Genomic DNA, 16,585 nt, shown 5'->3' with positions numbered 1-16,585 from the left:
AGTCTGGACCAGCGACATCGCCGTGGTTGACGGACTCACCCCCGCTGGCGCAGGGACTTCACGCCGATCAGTGCGTAGGTGAGGCTGTACCAGGACTCACCCCCGCTGGCGCGGGGACTTCCAAGAGCACAAGAACCCCAGGGTGCTCGCGAAGGACTCACCCCGCTGGCGCGGGGACTTCCTGGTCATCGTCATGCCCAAGCTTGCCAAGCAGTGAATCACTCCTGCTGGCGCGGGGACTTCTTGCACCAGCCCGCGTCCCCCATGTCCTTGCCGGACTCACCCCCGCTGGCGCGGGGACTTCGGGACGGACCCGCATGGACGGGCCACCCCCGCGGACTCACCCCCGCTGGCGCGGGGACTTCACGATCTCGTCCAGCAGCCCGGAGCAGATCCGGGACTCACCCCCGCTGGCGCGGGGACTTCTGGAGCCTGACCGGGCGCCGGGACAACGCGCCGGACTCACCCCCGCTGGCGCGGGGACTTCCACCATCCACCAGGCCCGCCAGCAGTGGTACGAGGACTCACCCCCGCTGGCGCGGGGACTTCCTGCTCAACGGCGGGAACTCCGCCACCTGGCCGGACTCACCCCCGCTGGCGCGGGGACTTCCCTTGCCGAGCTGCACTTTTGCTCCGGCGTTGCCGTTTTGTGACTTTCTTGCTTGTGATGTCGTTTGCCGTCGAACGACCCTGTGGCTGTGACGCCACCGTAGGTGCATCTCTGGTGGGCGGTACGCACGCTGAGACATTCCCTGAGATTTGCTCGTCCCAGCAGACCAGACTCGCGGATCGGCGCCTGCCGGGAGGCAGAAGGCTACGTAGGAGCTTAGGTGTCTGCCTCCCTGCGAACACGTGCGACGAGCTCCCGTGCGGTGTCACTGGCTACATTCAGCTTCTTCCGAAGGGAGTCGGCGGAGATGGGGCGCTGGTGTCGCGCACGATGATGCGCGTCTTCCTGGCGTGCCCGCTTAAGCAGGTCTTCGTGGGCCAACTTGGACGTACGAATGGATCTTGGGGCCGCCGGAGAGGAACCTCGCTTAGATACTCGTGCCACTTGCTCGGTCGGGTTGGCCGGTCCTCGCTGCTCAACGGAGTCCAGCGCCTCCAGTAGGTCCGGACCAACCTCTGCCCAGCCGATCAACAGCAACGGTCCTACAGCGTCGAAAGCCGCCTTCGCGTACTGGCCCAAGATCAACGGCTCCGCAACGTTCAACAGCAGCGTCGCCGCGCTAGCCAGCATCAGCAGCCGACGAGCCGCACGAACACGCTCCGGCGCGACGCCAGCAGCGGAAAGTCTGCGGATCGCTACCAGCAGGCCGATCACTGTCAGATCTACAGCAGGCGCAACTAGCGGCGCCACCCAAGCAGTCACCCCGAGCCGCAACGCCAACGACAGAACGTTGCCGAATCCGAACACGAAGCTCAGCCCGACGACAGTCGCCATGGCGCTCAAGACCAGATCGGTGGTGGTCCTCGCGCGCATCCACAACGGCCCACTCCCAGCGTGCCCACGTGCCTCGACGGTCGTCATCGGGGACCGCCGACCACGCCTTGACCGCGGCGGCGCCGATCAATCCCGAGCGTCGCAGAAAGCCGCAGCTCACGGCGGGTAGGAGTTCGTGGAGATGCTGTACGAACCTCGCCGGGGGCACTAGCAGGATGAACACTGATTCTGAACGTGCAGGTCAAGCCGAATAGAATCGTTTTGGCTGATCCACGTTGCGGAAGGAGCCCTTGGTTGTTGGGGCGCTGGCTCCATCGGCCTTGGAAAAGTATCCAGTTCGTGTACTTGCTTCAATGCCCGCTGCGTGCGCTGACTTACGTTCAAGCAGTCATGGGTGCGGCAGGTTCGTAGTCGGCGTCATCAACACCCACCGCAGTCTCAGTGCCCGCTGACCTCCGTGCCCTGTCGACGCGAGGGATGAGAGGCTCTCATTCCTTAGCAGGGCACACGAGTGCACGAGAGCCGCTAGGGCTCTAGCGGTCCTCGTGCACTCGCTTCTCCGCATGACCTCCATGGTGACCGGTAACTAGACGCCCTGTTGCCAGGTCGAGTCCGGTCGGGATGGGTCGGCGTTGGCAGAGCCGATGCTGTTTAACGCAGAAGTTCTGCTCGAAAATCTGCTTTGTCGATCGGAGAAGAACACATGAGACCGAATCTCACTCCAGATCCCATTCGATTGGCTCCACGACGCGCGGAATGGGCTTGGTGGCGTCGTGGAACCGCAGACCGCAGATCCCGTCGACGTTGGAGGTAGGCATGTCGATCAGCCATTTCAGCGCATCGTCGCCGAGTTGATCCGGCTCCGCGAGGTCAGCGATGAAACGTTCTGAACCGAGCCCATCATAAGGCGTGGGAAGCGTGATACCGCCTGCGATGGCGTCGTCTACGATCGCGCGGCACACCGCTGTCCAACGGCCTTGCCCCCACCATTGCCACGTGTAACTGGTCGCGCCGCCAATCGTCAGCAGTCGCAACGTTGCCACTGGACCGAGCAGGTCCTCGTCGAGGCGTCGCCACGTCGTGAGCTCTCTGCTGACGGAGTCGCGGACTTCCTGCCAGCCCTCCCCGAACAGGTCGGAGATCGTTCTCCCGTCCGGCAGCGCCCAGGCTGGATCGGTCAGCGCTACCTCCAGACCAGGCCAATCGATGCCCTCGTACGGATCGATGTGGCCGGAGATCGTTCTGGTGACAGCAATGTTGATCCTGGCCACGAGTACGTCATCCGACACATGCCATGCCTCTACCGCAGTGCCATTGCGCCAACACCACGCTGCTATTCCTAGCGCGACAGCGCTCGGCACGAGATCTGGCAGTACATCTCGCCCGAACAGGCCGACGACGGCGGCGAAGTAGTTTTGGAGGTGCGAGTCCGCGTCGAGGTCACCGGTGGCGTCCTCAAGCGACTTCTCGCGATATTCTGCGATCTCCTCGAAGACGTACTCGGTAAGCTGGACGTCCATGAACTGCCGCAACGACACTTGTGCGACAGGATCGACCTCGATCCGAGTGGGATCTAGCAGACCGAGCGCGCCCGCATGTTCGGCTACATGCTTCGTCTGCTCGTCGAGGTCACCACCGAGTTCGATCGTGACTTCGTCGTCCAGCATGGTGAAGACCTGCGGCCAGCCGCCTTCGTAGTTGTGTGGGAGAAGCCGGAGTTGAGCGGTCGACGGGTGGTATTCGACATCGAACGCCATGCAGGTCCGATGCAGGGTCGCGTACAGCACCGGCCCGGTCTCGTCGTCGTACTCTATGAAGTATCCGTCGCCGTTCTCCAACCATCCCGCCCACTCGAAGCAGCTGAGAAGCTCCTCCAAGTGTTCGGCGTGCTCGGACCACTGTTCGTCGGACGGCGCGTCCTCTCCCGGGACAGGTCTGCTCATGCGCCCGACCAACCAGTCAGCGGCCCCCGGATCGTCCACGGCCAGCAACAGCGAGAGTGCGCGAGGTTCGTCGGAGTCGCTGCCGTAGCCCCCGAAGGTCAACACGCTGACTCCGCGTCCAGCGCAGGCCTCGCGAAGCCGCGTCGCCGCATCAGCCAACGCCTCGTTGGTCTTAGTGACGCGCTCGCGTTCCTGAGCGCGTTCGCTCTCGACGCGCTGCGCCTCCGAGCGGCGTTTCCTGAGCCATGCCATGGCCTGGTCGCCGGTTCCCCAGACTTCTCGCCGACCCATCTGGCACGTCGCTGCTTTGCCTTCCTTCAGCAACCGCCTCAGGGTGTGCGACACGGTCGGTTGTGTCAGCGCCAATCGTCCGGAGATCTCGGCGATCGTCAACAAGCCGGGGTACTCGTCCTGCTCGTCGAGCAACCACAGGATTTGGCCCTCATCGGACCACAGCGGGTTGGAATCGAACTCATGCTTCTCGTCCGCTGTCATGTGTTTGCGGCAGGCCGGTGCTACCGCGCTCAGCGGCACCGACCGGCGAACCACCGCTTCACATGGCGTGCCGGCCCTCGTCGGACGTCCGCACTTCGGACGTTCGGTCACCTTCCACCTCCAGATTTCGGACCGCGCAGATCGTCATGCGTTCGGCACGAGCCCGCGTAACCACTCACGGATCTCGTCCATGACCGCGAGCGGGCGTGGAGCCGTCGAGTACACCCTGATCTCCAGATACCTCGGATCGACAACGTCCAAGGGGGGCAAGTCGTCCTCTCGCAGGCGTACCACGAGGTAGCCAGCCGCGAGCAAGTCTTGGCTCTTGCGCTGGTCAACGAGGACTTTCGCTGGCGCGGCGTGCCAGTAGGCGCCGTCGTACTCGATCACGAGCAGCTGCCCGTCGACATCGACGCTGATGTCCGCAGTCCACGTCTTGCGAGAGGTGAATGCTTTGTCTCGCAACATAATTCCTGATCGTGCGGCGCCGAGCGCAGCCATTGCTGCGGCATGGTGCTCCAGTTCGACCCGTGACTTCCCGTGCTCGCGGCAGTCTGGACACTCCGTTCCGCTCGAACGACTGCTCAACGGTGCTCGCCAGACATGGGCCGGATCGGTGGAACAGATCCACAGAGGCACGAAGTCAGTCGCCGCGTTTGGGCGCACCTGCCAGGCACTGACCGGATTCTGCGGCGCCCACTCCGCCGCTAGGCCAGGGTCGTGCCATGCCAGCGATCCAAGGATCGTCTTGCAGTTCGAGCAACGAAGCCGCTTGTACTTGTCCCGATCTCGCACGGACTCCTGCCACTCGTACCCACAACAGTCGGTTTTCCACCAGATCACGCGTTTGGAGTCCCACACCACGTTCGCCGGTGCGAGCGTGCCATTGCGCGTCGGATGCCACTGAGATGCGATCTCGGGCAAAGTGTCGGCCAGCCAACGCTTTCCGGTGGTCGCGGTGTGCGCTGCGCGGCAGTGTGGACATCCGGAGTTGAGGAACCTCAGCGGGTGTATCCGCGGGTAGTGGCCCTGCGGACAACGAAACCTCGACATCGCTCCGTCACCGGCGACCATCACTCGCGCTGGATCGGCATCGTCTGCCCACGCCGCAGCCAATTCGGGTACATCCGCCACTGGGGTGATCTGCCAACGCTCATAGTCGCGTTGCCAGGCATCCCGACGCCGCGCGGCACAGTCGGGACAGGTCGGCCGGGCGGCCATGTCGTTGACCTTGGCCTGAAACCGCAAGCCGCATTCCGGGCACCTCCAGTGACACTTCCGCACTGCTGCCACCGTGACGGTTTGAAAGGTGGCCTCGGTGTTGCGCTCGGTGTCCCACCACTGGAGTCCAGGGCTGTCCGACTCGGCCAGCAGGACGCGTCCCCTTGTGCCGCTCGTCGGATGCGCGGAACGGGTGTTGCGAGAACAGGCGCAGCCGAATCCGACATCGCTGAGGCGGGCGACGCTGCGCCTCTGGCAAGCCTGGCACCTGGTCACCACGGGTCCGTCGCCGTTCGCGGCCGCGGTGGTGGAGACCAGGTCGAATCCGTGCTCTTCCACGCGAGCGGCCAGTCGATCCAACCGATGTGCCTCAGCGACCTGTTCAGCGCTGCCCAGGCGCAGGGATTCCAGTGCCGCGCGGTCGAACTCCTGCCATGGAGCGGTTCGCTGCAGGCGCGCCCAGGACAGCCAGTGGCAGCCCCGGCAGACCGTCTCCCCGGTCGCGTTCTTGTCCTGGATGTACTCGAATCGGTAGTGCACCCGGACACCGCAGACCTGGCACTCGGTCAACCTCCACGCACGTACTCCGGCGAAGGGTTCCATCGGTTCCAGCCCGCCCGTGCGGGTGAACTCGTCGATGCAGACGCCGCACCAGGCAGGTTTGGACTTCGTGGTGAACGCGGCCGGATTCGCGCATCCCTCGGTAGAGCACACTTGCGTCTTCGTCCCGGCCATCAGGAGGAGTTCTCCAAGTCGGTGTCTGCTGGAAGCAGCTCGTGGCCGTTCCAGGTGAAGCGGGCGGTGGTGACGGCGTCGTCGCCGTCGGAGGCGGTGATGAGCTGGTGGATGCCGATGCCGCTGAGCTCGGAGTAGACGCACCACTCGTGGTCGGAGGTGAGCATGAGGTCGAGGTCGAGGGTGGAGAGCAGGGCGAACACCTGGCCGCGGTTGGTGGTGTCGACGCCGACGAAGACCTCGTCGAGCAGGATGACGCGAGGGGCGGGCGGGGTGGCCTGGTAGTGGGCGGCGACGGCGGCGAACAACGGCAGATGCAGCGCGATGGCCTTCTCGCCGCCGGAAAGGGCGCCGTGGAGCTTGCGGGTGAGCAGCTGCCAGCCGGAGCCGTTGGCGCGGTCGACCTTGACGACGAACTGGTGCCACGCGGTGTAGTCGAAGACCTGACCGAGTTGCTGCTCCCAGCTGGTGGCGGTGTCGTCGGCCTTGGCCTGCTCGATGCGCTCGCGGAAGAAGCGGTGCAGGGACTCGCGGTCAGCCTCGTTGAGGCCAGCGGGGTCCTTGAGCAGAAGGTCGCGTGCGGCCTTGGTGCCCGCGGGGAGGTCGGGGGCGACCTGCCAGACGAGGCGGACAGCGACCTTGGAAGCGGTGCGCACGCGTTCCAGGCGGGCGTTCATGCCGTCGACGAGCTCGTTGGCCTGGCGGATTCGTGCGGCGAGGTGGCGGCGGATGTCGCCGGTCAACGTCTGGTCGAACAGGGCGCGCTCACGGTCGGTGATCTCGCGGCGGCTCTCCTCGGCCTCGGTGCGGAGGATGTCGAGCAGCTCGGAAGCGCCGACGCGGATGCCGTCCACGACTGCGGTGAAGATCTGCACGTCCTCGTCGGTTTCGAGGTCGAGGTCGGCGCGGGACTTCAAGCTGTCGCGGCACGAGTGGACGGATTCGAGGAGCCGGTGCAGCGCGTCGCTGATGTTGGCGGCGGAGTGGGGGATCACGGGCCAAGCGGCGGCGATCAGGCGGGCCGCGTCGAGTGCGGCGCGGATGCCTTCTGAGGCGGCGAGGGTCGTTCCGAGATCGTCATCGGCACCGGCGTCGGCGGGGAAGACACCGCTGGCCAGCTGGCGGAAGCGTGTCGCGGCGGTGTCGCGGCGGAGCCCAGCCGCTTCGTGAGCTTCGGCGTCGGTCTTGCGCTGGATGCGCAGTTCACCGAGCTTGCTGGCGAGGTCGGTCACCTCGGTCCTGGTTCGTTTCTGCGTTTCGTTCAGCTTCCCGAGCCTCGTCCGCAGTTCGTCGATCTCGGTGAGCACCTGCTGGTAGTCGACGCCGAACGTGCTCTCGACCGCCTTGAGCTTCGCGGTCAGCTGCTCGTGCTCAGATTCGGCTCGGGCGGCCTCGGTCTCGCGTTCGACGGCGATGCCTTCGGAGCGCGCGGCCTGTTCGGTCATGTCGTGCAGGTGCCGACGGGATGAGAGCAGTCGGCCGTGCGCTTCGAGCCAGCTCTCGGCCTGGTCGTGGAACGAGCGGATCGCGGTCTCCAGCGTCTTCAACGCCGTGCGGTCAGTGGGCACGCCGTGCTCGGAGGCGATGCTCGTCAGCTCGCGAAACGCTTGTGTCACCAGCTTTTCTCGTGCGGTGACCGCGTCGATGCGGGATCGGACCGCGTTCTCAGCGGCGGAGCGCTGGGATTCGCGACGCTTGACGATGTCAGCGGCCTCGTTGACCGCGACATGGCTCGGACGGGACTCTCGCTCATCTCGCAGCACCTGGCGGCGAGCTGCCAAGAGGGCGAGCTCGTCGTCGAGCGACGCCAGGGTGGCGTCGTGCTCGGCGAGCAGCGCGGTCAGGTCGTTGATGCGGTGCTGCCGGGCGCGTTGGCGCGCAAGGGTTCCGATGTAGGTGGCATGGCCCTTGGCCCAACTTCCGGACAGCGAGCCCAAGCGCCAGGTCCCGTCGCCGCCGATGGCGGCGAGCGCGGCGGGAAGCTTGTCGCCGTAAGCGATCGAGCCCAGGAGGCGGCTCACGGCTCCGTCCTCGGCGACGAGCACGTCGGCGAGGGAACGTCCCCGCACCAGCGGCAGCGCGTCGGGGTCGGCGAAGACGTCGTGCCCCTCGATCTCGCCGCGGCTGCCGACCCAGGCGTCGAGCAGACCGCTTCCTTCGAGGGCCGCCTCGACCGCGGCAGCGGTGCGATCCGGGATCGAGTCGGCGAAGTCGATCAGCTGCCACAACGGAGCGCCGGTCATCGCGGTGCGATCGGTGGTTCTGGTGGGTGGAGCGATCGGTGGCACGTCGCGTTCGGTGTGCAGGCGCTCCAGCTCCTCGGCCACCTCGGCGCGCTCGCGGCGAGCCACATCGACGGCGCCGGTGGCGATCGCTCTCTGCTGGGCGATGTCTTCGAGGATCGGGGTGGCCGCCGTGTCGATGGCAGCGATCAGCGCTGGTTCGGACTCAAGGTGGGCCAGCAACGCGCTGGGCTCGGCGAAGGACAATTCGCGGCAGCCGGTGGCCCACGTGAGCAACTGCTCGCTCAGCATCTCCAGAGCAGCCTCGTGATCCGCGGTTGCGGCTGTGAGCAGGCCCTGAGCCTCGGCGAGCTGTTCCCGAGCGTCGTTGAGGTCGTCTTCGGCGGAGGTGCGTCGGTCGACGGCTCGTTCGTGCTCGTCCACCGCGTCCCGGACCGCGTCGAGCTGTCCTTGCTTGCTGCGAATCGCCGCGCTGAGCAGCGTGCGGCCTGAACCGGGGTCTGCCACCACTTCGGCATGGATGCTTGCCAGGCCAGCACGTGTTGCGGCGCCGCGGGTCTGGAGTTCGTGGGCTAGGACGGCCTCGGCTTGCCGGCTTTCCGCTCGCTCAGCTGTCTGCCGGACTTCCTCGTCGCGCTCGGCCGCTGACCGTTTGATGTCAGCGTCGGTGCGAAGTCGTGTGGCGGTGGTGCGAGCTTCGGCGGTGCGCTGACGCAGGCGGTCGAGTTCCTTGCCCTGCTTGTACTCCTCGCTCTCCAGCAGCCCGGTCCTGCGCGCTTCGGTGATCTCGATCTCCGCGACGAGCTCCTCGATCCGGCGCTCGGTCTCTTCCTTGTGCTGTGCGGTTTTCCCGTACTGCTCGGCGGAATTCTTCGCGGCTTTCGCCAAGCTCTCCAGCTCGGTGGTCGCCGAGATCACGTTCGCGGCGCCCGCGCGGAGCACTCGTCGCGCGTAGGTCCGTTGCCGAGCCGCCAGCGTTTGGGTCGCGGTGACCTCGTCCTCCAAGGACTTGAGTCGTTCCCGCTGGGCGTCGAGGCGTTCGAAGCCCTCGGCGAGGTCCGAGATCTCCTGCTCTCCCAACGGTGGCAGTGCCTTGGAGAGGAGGCTCGACAGCAGGCTGGGGTCGAGCCGCTGCGACAGCTTCGGTTGGCGCAGCTGGAGGAGCGCAGTGATCAACGCGTCGAAGCGCTGTTCGCTCAGACCGGGAAACAGGGTCGTGCGAACTTCCGTCCGGTAGTCCCCGGCGTTGCCGTACACGACGCCGTCCGCGCCGAGGCGTTCTTCCAACACGGTTTTCGTCAGCGGCTGGTTTGCTTGATTGACAAGGGAAAATCCGCCGTGACCGACGCGCAGGGAAGTCGTGAAGTAGTCGGGGTGCACGCTGGATGTGTGCGTGCTCGCCTGGAGTCGGGCTCCGCAGGTGAACCACCGCTCCGGCTCTTCTGGGGAGCGGAACTCCATCCACACGTATCCGACCCGCGTGGTCCCGCTCGCGCCCTCGCCCATGAGGTTCCAGTGCATCGTCCGTTCGTTGGTGCCGAAGGTCGAAAGCCGGTTGGCGCGCAGGTTCGCGTCGTACAGGAACGGCAGGAGCAGCTCAAGGGCCTTCGACTTGCCGCTGCCGTTGGGGCCGCGCAGCAGCAGGCGGCCTTCGTGGAACTCGAAGACCTCGTCGTAGTACCGCCAGACGTTGAGGATGCCCGCGCGCGTCGGTGTCCAGCGCGCCGTTGATTCTTCGGCGGAGCGACGCGGGAGTTCGGTCACCGTCATGGCGTTGGCTCTCCGGGGTCGGTGGTCCTGGGGGCGTCGACGGCATACCGAGCCGCCGCCGGCAGGGGGCGGACGATGCCGCCCTCCCGTTCTGCGAGGCCGAACGCCGTCAGGACCGCGACGGCGTCGGAGACGAGCTGGCGCGGGCCGTCTTCCTCCCGATATGTCTTGGCCCACTTGGGAAATCGGGAGAGCAGCTCCTCCACCTGGATTTCGAGTTGCTCGACGGTGGTGGGCCCGGTCAGCGATTCGAGCAAGAGCAGCGCGGCGACCTTCGCGTTGCCCGAGTCGTCCGGGAAGCGGCTGTCGGTGGCGATGCCGTCGACGTCCACCAGGAGAAGCCCCTCAGCGCGCTCCTCAAGGACGAAACCGCCTTGCTCGGCGGCACGCCGCAGGAGCTGCCGACCGGTCGGGGAGGCGAGGTAGGCGCGCTCCTCGGGGAGGAGGTCGTCGAAGTACAGCACCGGGTCGTCGACGAGGCGGCGGAACACGGAGTGCCGCAGCCAGAGGTTGCGCTGCACGTCGGAGCGGGTGGCGGACTCGTCGTGAGCGCCGGAACCCAGGCCGTACCGGCGTTCGCGTGAGATGGCCGCGAGCAGCTCGTCGAAGCGCAGCGCCACGTCCTCGATCGGCACGCCGAGCTGCGACGGGCCCACCGGAGCGGCCAGCAGCCGCAGCAGCAGGGTGGAGTCGATCCGGTACAGCACCTTGGCTGCTGCTGAGTCCACAAAGGACTCAGTGGTGCCGTCGACGGTGTCCACCACGCCGTAGGACTCCAGCAAGCGCAGGACGTCGACGAAAGCCATGCGCTCGGCGCGGTTGGCGGTGTCGAAGGACGGCACCACCTCGTCCGTCGCGGTAGCTCGGCCGACCCGGTCGGCCAGCAGGCCGATCGTGGTCACCGCAACGGAGAGCAGCTCAGCCGCCACGACGCACAGCAGCGCGTACCGACGGCGGTCGAACGGTGCTCGGCCCGACCGCAGCCGTCTGGCTGGTCTGCTCGGATCGGTCGCGGTCCGCACCTTCACGAGTCGGGCGTAACCGAGCCGGGGCTCCACGGTCAGCGTCCAGCCGCAGTAGTAGTCGAACCACTGCCGCACGGGTTCCCGCCGCCTGCGGACCAGGTCGAAAGCTTCCGGTTGAGCCTGTTCGGTGATCAGCGGAGTGGCCAGCAGCCGCCGGATCGCGTCGGCCACCTCTTCGCGTTCCGCCGTCACCAGCTGGTTGGTGAGCTTGGTCATCGACGGTCTCCCGAAGCACGTCGCGAGCGCTGCCCAGCGGTGCGGATCTCGATCTCGTGGTCGGGACCGCGGAACTGTCCGCGAGCGGTGGTGAGCGTCGCGATCGTGCCATCGCGCGTCGGCCGCAACAGGATTTCGATCCGCCCGTCGGAGGTGGTGGCCCGCCGGGTACCGCCTTGACCGGGCGTCGAGCTGAGCGCCCTGCCCAGCAGGTCCAGCAAGCGCTCGAACACGCCGTGGTCCAACGACCCGAAGGAGGACAGCCGAACCCGCCCGCCCGTGTCGAGCATGTCCCAAGCGGCTTCCAGCTCTGCCCGCTCGGCTCGCGCCTGTTCGGCTCGCGCGGCGCGCACCGCGGCGACCTCGCGCACCTTGCCCGTGCGGCTGAACCGCTCGGTGCGCCCGCTCGCCCTCAGCAAGGGAGAGACCGCGACCGGCGGGGCTTCGGACCAGGACGAGGACGGAGTGATCAGCTCAGGGTCTGGGTGGGCCAGGTGGGCGTGGCGGGCTGAGCTGAGCCCGAAGGCGGTCGACCACAGCCGGTGGAGGTCTTCGTGTGCGGGAACGACGGTGAACCACCGTGCGAGCTCGCGGAAGTCGGTGACCGCGCTGCTGGCCCGCCGCCGCGACTCGGTGATGCGGTCGAGCACCTGGAGCAACGCGATGATCGCCTTGCGCGCCACGATGTGCAGTTGCTCAACGCGCGGGGGTGTTCCGTCGACCGGCAAGAACCAGATGCGCAGCCCCTCCCACTTGGCTCGCCTGTTCTCCAGCCAGGCCGGGCCCGGATCGGTCGAGGACAGTCGCGGCAGGTCCGCGCCGGTCAGCGCACGCTGCTGCATGAGCCCGACGCCGTGTTCCTCCACTCGCTGGACCCGCACCGCGATCGTGTGCGCCCGGTGCTCCAGATTGGTCAGGAATTCCTGGAGGTAGGCGACGGTGCTGGCCTTGACCTCGTGGAACGTCGTGACGTTCGCCCCGTCGGCGCGCAGGAGCCGCTGGAGCTCGCCGTTGAACTGCTTGGTGTTGCCGCGCAGAGCCTCCAGGTGGGCTTCGAGCTCGACGAGCGTGCTGAAGATCCGTCGATCCGTTCCGGTCTCGAGTTCCTGGATCAGGCTGCCGAGCCGGTCGGCGATCGCGTCCAGCACCGCGGTCTGCAACGCGCCGGTCGCGGCGAGCACACCAATGGCGTGCACGACACCGGCGAAGGCCGCCTCTCCCTGGCGGGTGAGGGAGTACTGGAGGTTGCGTCGCTCGTACTCGTCCGCTGTCCGGTAGTTCTCGGAGTGGTTCTGGACGACGTCGACGAGGTTCCAGTCGTGCAGCTGCTTCAGCGCGGTGGTGAGGTCCTCGTCCTCGATGGCTTCGAGCCAGCCCACCGAACGCAATCGTGCGCGGACGTCGATCAGGCTCAGCGCGGTTTCGAGTCGTTCGTTGGCCTCGCCGAAGGCGTGCAGCACCGAGACGTACAGCCCTGCCCGGTCTCCGCTGGTGAAGCGGAACATCTCGGGCGGGACACGGATCGGGTCCATGCTGCCTCCGGGTGGTCGCCGGCCACGCTACGGGAGGGGGCCGACGATCCGGGGGCGTTCAGCGCTGGACGATCTCGTCCAATAGGGCGTTTGCCAGGCGTTCTTCCGGAACGGCTCGGCCGACCTCCGCGAGGTGCCCGGCGAGGTCGGGGTCCCACGGGACTGGAGTGACCCGGCCGACCGGAGGCCCGTCGGCGGCAGCGGCGAGGTAGTCGGCGCTGTCCATCCGCCACGGGGTCGCGCCGGTCCGCGCGATCACGTTGGCGGCGATCCGGAGTCCTTCGCCGTCGAAGTCGCCGTGGTAGCGCAGAGCCGAACCGGCTGCCCGCAACCGGTTGAGCACCAGGACGCCCGCACTGTTCGGCCATCCAGAGGTGCAGACCAGCGGCGGGCAGTCGGCGCCGAACCGGTCGAGTGCCACCGCGAGCACGCTGGGGTTCTCGAACACCCACACCACCGGTGGCGTGCCGGTGAACGCGGTGGTGGCTCGGAGCTGTTGCAGGGTGAGCGCCGCCGCGAGTCCGGCGTCCGCGCAGAGCCGCAGGACATCGCTGACGATGTCGTTGCCAGACAACGTCAGTCCCGCGACGAGCGCTGTCGAGGACAACTGGTCGTCGGCGATCCCGGCCCGCTCCCACAACGCTCTGCGCTCCGGCGCGTCGACCGGAGCAGGGACGTCGTAGACGGCGGAGAGGGCTTTCAACACGAGGTTCGCGCGGCGCGTGCCGTCGTCGAGCGCGTGCGGATCGTTGAGCACGGCGTCGGCGAACGCGGGCAGCGGTCGCCCAGCGGCGGGTAGCTCCGAGAGCACGGCCAGGACCTTCTCCAACTCCACCTTCGTCTTGACAGGTGAGCCGTCGACGAGCCCCGTCCGCCGGACGGCCGCGGTCCACGTTGTCAGCGCGGGCTGCGCGGTGACCACAGGGTGTGCGGTGAGCCAGTCCCACAACGCGGCTCGCTCAGCGGCGGCGTCGCGGCGTTCGGCCGCGCGGTCACCGATAGGACCGATGGCCTGAGCGACGAAGTCCCTTGTGTCCCGGCCAATCCGCTCCAGGAGCACTTCGTCCAGCCGCTGCACGCTGACGTCGATCTTGTCGCCGGGCAGGCGCGCGGAGCCGAGCAGGTCGGCCAAGGCGGTGCGCTGGTCGTCGCTGAGCGGCCCGATCCGAACGCGGCTGACCGGCCGACCGGTCGAGAGCCGCGCGTGCACGGCCTGCCAGATCGGCTTGAGCGTGGGGGAGAACAGCGGGTCCACGATGAAGGTCAGCCTAGGGGGTGCGCGCTACCTGGCGCGGTGGGCACGATCCCGCTGTAGTCCTTGGCCTGGATCACGCAGGTGCTTCTGGCAGCTGCCTAGTGGTCCTGGGCGGCTTTGCGCTGCTTGAGGCGGGCGGCTTCCTTGAGGGTTTCGACCTGGACGGAGCGTTCGCGGCGGAGCCAGTCGGGGTTGGCGGCCTTGATCTCCTCGACCTGGTCGCTGGTGAGGGCCTCGGTGATGCCGCCTCGGGCGAGGCCGCTGATGGAGACGCCGAGCTTGAGCGCGAGGACCTGGCGGGGGAAGGGGCCGTCGCGGCGCAGGTCGCGCAGCCACTGCGGCGGGTCGGCCTGCAGGGCGTTGAGCTCCTCGCGCGAGACGACGCCCTCCTGGAACTCGGCGGGGGTGGCCTCGAGGTAGACCTCCAGCTTCTTGGCGGCCGTGGAGGGCTTCATGGTCTGGGACTTCGGCGACTTCATGGGCTGAAGGGTATCGAGTGGTCGGAGCGCGTCTGACCAGAGCCGATAGCCTGGCGGGGTGACTGGCTCGGAGTTCCTGCTCGGCTACGTGCCGGGGATCGTCCCCACGAAGTGGCTGCGGATGTGGGCGGAGCGGCTGCCCGAGGTGCGGCTGACGTTGGTGGCGGTCTCGGCCGAGGACGCGGCGGACGTGGTGCGGCGGCGCGAGGCGGACGCGGTGCTGCTGCGGACGTTCGTGGAGCGGGAGGACCTGCACACGATCCCGCTGTACACGGAGACGACAGTGGTGGTGATGCAGAAGGAGCACCTGCTCGCCGCCGCTGACGAGCTGTCGGCGGAGGACCTGGCGGAGACCACGGTGCTGCACCCGCTGGACGACACGTTGGGGTGGGAGCAGCCGCCGGGGCTCGCGGGGTGGGATCGGCCGGAGTCGACCGAGGACGCGATTCGATTCGCGGCGGCGGGGGTGGGGGTGCTGGTGGTGCCGCAGTCGCTCGCGCGGTTGCACCACCGCCGCGACCTCACGTACCGGCCGCTGGTCGGCGCTCCGGAGTCGAGCGTGGGGTTGGCCTGGTTGCGGGAGGGCGGTCCTGAGCTGATCGAGGAGCTGATCGGGATCGTGCGCGGGCGGACGGCGAACAGCACGCGGGGGCGGCAGCCGGAGGCTCCGGCGAAGCAGAAGAAGGCTGCCCCGGCGCAGAAGAAGCCGAAGCCACAGCAGCGCAAGGCGGTCGCGAAGGGGCGCAAGCCTCGGCGTTGATCAGGAGCGCAGGCGGTCGATCTCGGCGGTGATCTCGGCGCGGAGGTCGTCGTGCTGTGGGCCGAGCGCGGTCTCCGGGGAGGACCAGTTCTCGGCCGGGTACAGCCACACGGGGCGGCCGACGAGGTGGTCGGGTTCCCAGTCGTAGCGGGCGCGCACGTGTGCGTGCAGGTAGGGATCGGTGTTGCCGAGGATCTCCAGGTTGACGCGGCGGAACCCGGGATCGCGGCGGGCGCAGACGCGCTCGACGGCCTCGCCGAGGAGTTCCATGTCGGCGAGGAACTGGAGCCGCTGGGGGCGCGGGAGGTCGGTGAGGCGCTGGACCTCCGGCTTGTCGACGAGCAGGACGCAGTAACCGGGCAGGAACTGGACGTCGCCGATGGTGGCGAAGCCCGAGTCGAGTCGGCGCAGGACGGTCGGGTTCTCGCCGCGCAATGCCGTCCCGATTCGGTCCGTCTTCCATTCCACGTCTTCAAGATAGCGAGAAAAAGTCTCCCCGTATGGCCTAGTCACAGGGACTGGATCGGTTCTGAAATCGGTGGTGCCGGTCACAGCGGCGGAAGGCGGGCGCGCGGGCTGTGCTACTTCACTTCGTGATCACTTTCCAGCGGTGGAAGGGGTTTGCGCATGGCCGAGGCGGTAATCGACGAGGACCTCTATCCGTTGGCGGAGCCGGAGAGCGCGGCCTGGCGCGAGGTGGTGGAGCGCGCGAGGCGGGGGCTGGCGGAGGACGGGTGCACCGTCCTGGAGGGCTTCGTCAAGGACCCGAAGGCGCTGCAAGGGGAGTGCGCGGGGGTGGCGGGGCGCGCCTACACCCGCGTTGAGGTGGTGAACGCCTACAACATCGCGGTGAACGCGCCGTTGCCGGAGGGGCATCCGGGGCGCATAGCTATGGAGAAGGGCAACGCGTTCGTGGCGCGGGACGACATCCCGGCGGAGTTCGTGATCCACCAGCTGTACACGAGCGCGGTGTTCCAGAGGTTCGTGGCGGCCTGCTTCGAACTTCCTGCGGTGCACGAGCTGGCGGACCCGTTGTCGGGCTTGGTGTTGAACGTGATCGAGCCGGGGCTGGCGCACCCGTGGCACTTCGACACGAACGAGTACACGGTCAGCATGTTGACGCAGGAGCCGGACGAGGGCGGGGTTTTCGAGTACTGCCCGGGAATCCGCTCGCCGGAGTCGGAGAACTTCGACGACGTGGCGGGCGTGCTGGAGGGACAGCGGCCGGAGCTGGTGCGGCAGTTGACCCTGAAGCCGGGAGACCTGCAGTTGTTCAAGGGGCGCTACGCGTTGCACCGCGTCACGGAGGTGGCGGGTGCGCGGGCGCGGCACTCGGCGGTCTTCGCGTACAGCGAGCGGCCGGGGGTGATCGGCAGCGTGGAGCGGACGAGGCAGTTGTTCGGCCGGGTGCTGCCGGAGCACCGGAGCGCGGCGGTGCGAAGCGATCAGCTGCTGGACTGAGGAGGG

11 protein-coding genes and 1 CRISPR repeat array (1 of these 12 running past the window's edge) are annotated in these 16,585 nt (G+C 67.6%); of the genes, 2 read left to right on the top strand and 9 right to left on the bottom strand.

What is annotated here, in order from left to right; genetic code table 11:
• Positions 1 to 610: direct repeats of the CRISPR family, unit length 28 nt; unit sequence GACTCACCCCCGCTGGCGCGGGGACTTC (it extends 212 nt beyond the left edge of the window).
• Positions 611 to 826: 216 nt separating this feature from the next.
• From CCN37_RS08805 to CCN37_RS08770, 8 genes are all read right to left on the bottom strand, one after another.
• A complete protein-coding gene (locus CCN37_RS08805; RefSeq protein ID WP_086820190.1) occupies positions 827 to 1,483 on the bottom strand; it encodes a hypothetical protein in 657 nt (218 codons plus the stop codon).
• Positions 1,484 to 2,160: 677 nt separating this feature from the next.
• Positions 2,161 to 3,993 (bottom strand): winged helix-turn-helix domain-containing protein, encoded by a 1,833-nt coding sequence (locus CCN37_RS08800; RefSeq protein WP_143261501.1) that lies wholly within the window; start codon positions 3,991 to 3,993, stop codon positions 2,161 to 2,163.
• A gap of 33 nt (positions 3,994 to 4,026) precedes the next feature.
• Positions 4,027 to 5,838 carry a zinc-ribbon domain-containing protein gene (locus tag CCN37_RS08795; RefSeq protein ID WP_086820188.1) on the bottom strand — a complete coding sequence of 604 codons (1,812 nt, stop codon included), beginning with the start codon at positions 5,836 to 5,838 and terminating at the stop codon, positions 4,027 to 4,029.
• The gene (locus tag CCN37_RS08790; protein ID WP_086820187.1) at positions 5,838 to 9,851 is read right to left on the bottom strand and encodes a TIGR02680 family protein; all 4,014 of its coding nucleotides are present in this window, start codon (positions 9,849 to 9,851) and stop codon (positions 5,838 to 5,840) included. Before CCN37_RS08790 ends, CCN37_RS08795 begins: the two co-directional genes overlap by 1 nt.
• A complete protein-coding gene (locus CCN37_RS08785; RefSeq protein WP_086820186.1) occupies positions 9,848 to 11,092 on the bottom strand; it encodes a TIGR02678 family protein in 1,245 nt (414 codons plus the stop codon). The genes CCN37_RS08790 and CCN37_RS08785 overlap by 4 nt, the downstream gene beginning before the upstream one ends.
• Positions 11,089 to 12,624 (bottom strand): TIGR02677 family protein, encoded by a 1,536-nt coding sequence (locus CCN37_RS08780; protein WP_086820185.1) that lies wholly within the window; start codon positions 12,622 to 12,624, stop codon positions 11,089 to 11,091. Before CCN37_RS08780 ends, CCN37_RS08785 begins: the two co-directional genes overlap by 4 nt.
• Positions 12,625 to 12,682: 58 nt before the next feature.
• The gene (locus CCN37_RS08775; RefSeq protein WP_246842901.1) at positions 12,683 to 13,879 is read right to left on the bottom strand and encodes a TIGR02679 family protein; all 1,197 of its coding nucleotides are present in this window, start codon (positions 13,877 to 13,879) and stop codon (positions 12,683 to 12,685) included.
• 98 nt (positions 13,880 to 13,977) lie between these two features.
• Entirely contained in the window at positions 13,978 to 14,358 is a 381-nt protein-coding gene (locus CCN37_RS08770; protein ID WP_086820184.1) for a DUF5997 family protein, read from the bottom strand.
• 58 nt (positions 14,359 to 14,416) lie between these two features.
• On the opposite strand from CCN37_RS08770, the gene CCN37_RS08765 reads away from it, so the two are divergent.
• Positions 14,417 to 15,118 carry a LysR substrate-binding domain-containing protein gene (locus CCN37_RS08765; protein WP_371503827.1) on the top strand — a complete coding sequence of 234 codons (702 nt, stop codon included), beginning with the start codon at positions 14,417 to 14,419 and terminating at the stop codon, positions 15,116 to 15,118.
• On the opposite strand, the gene CCN37_RS08760 is transcribed toward CCN37_RS08765, so the two are convergent.
• Entirely contained in the window at positions 15,119 to 15,586 is a 468-nt protein-coding gene (locus CCN37_RS08760; RefSeq protein ID WP_086820183.1) for a diadenosine tetraphosphate hydrolase, read from the bottom strand.
• 159 nt (positions 15,587 to 15,745) lie between these two features.
• On the opposite strand from CCN37_RS08760, the gene CCN37_RS08755 reads away from it, so the two are divergent.
• Complete coding sequence (locus CCN37_RS08755) at positions 15,746 to 16,579, top strand: arpA protein (protein WP_086820182.1); 834 nt, start codon at positions 15,746 to 15,748, stop codon at positions 16,577 to 16,579.
• Positions 16,580 to 16,585: the final 6 nt, after the last annotated feature.

The sequence above is a fragment of the Allokutzneria sp. NRRL B-24872 genome (assembly GCF_002155965.1).
Classification (GTDB): domain Bacteria; phylum Actinomycetota; class Actinomycetes; order Mycobacteriales; family Pseudonocardiaceae; genus Allokutzneria.
The sequence above is the reverse complement of the archived record's forward strand: the minus strand, read 5'-3'. Positions and strand labels throughout refer to the sequence as shown.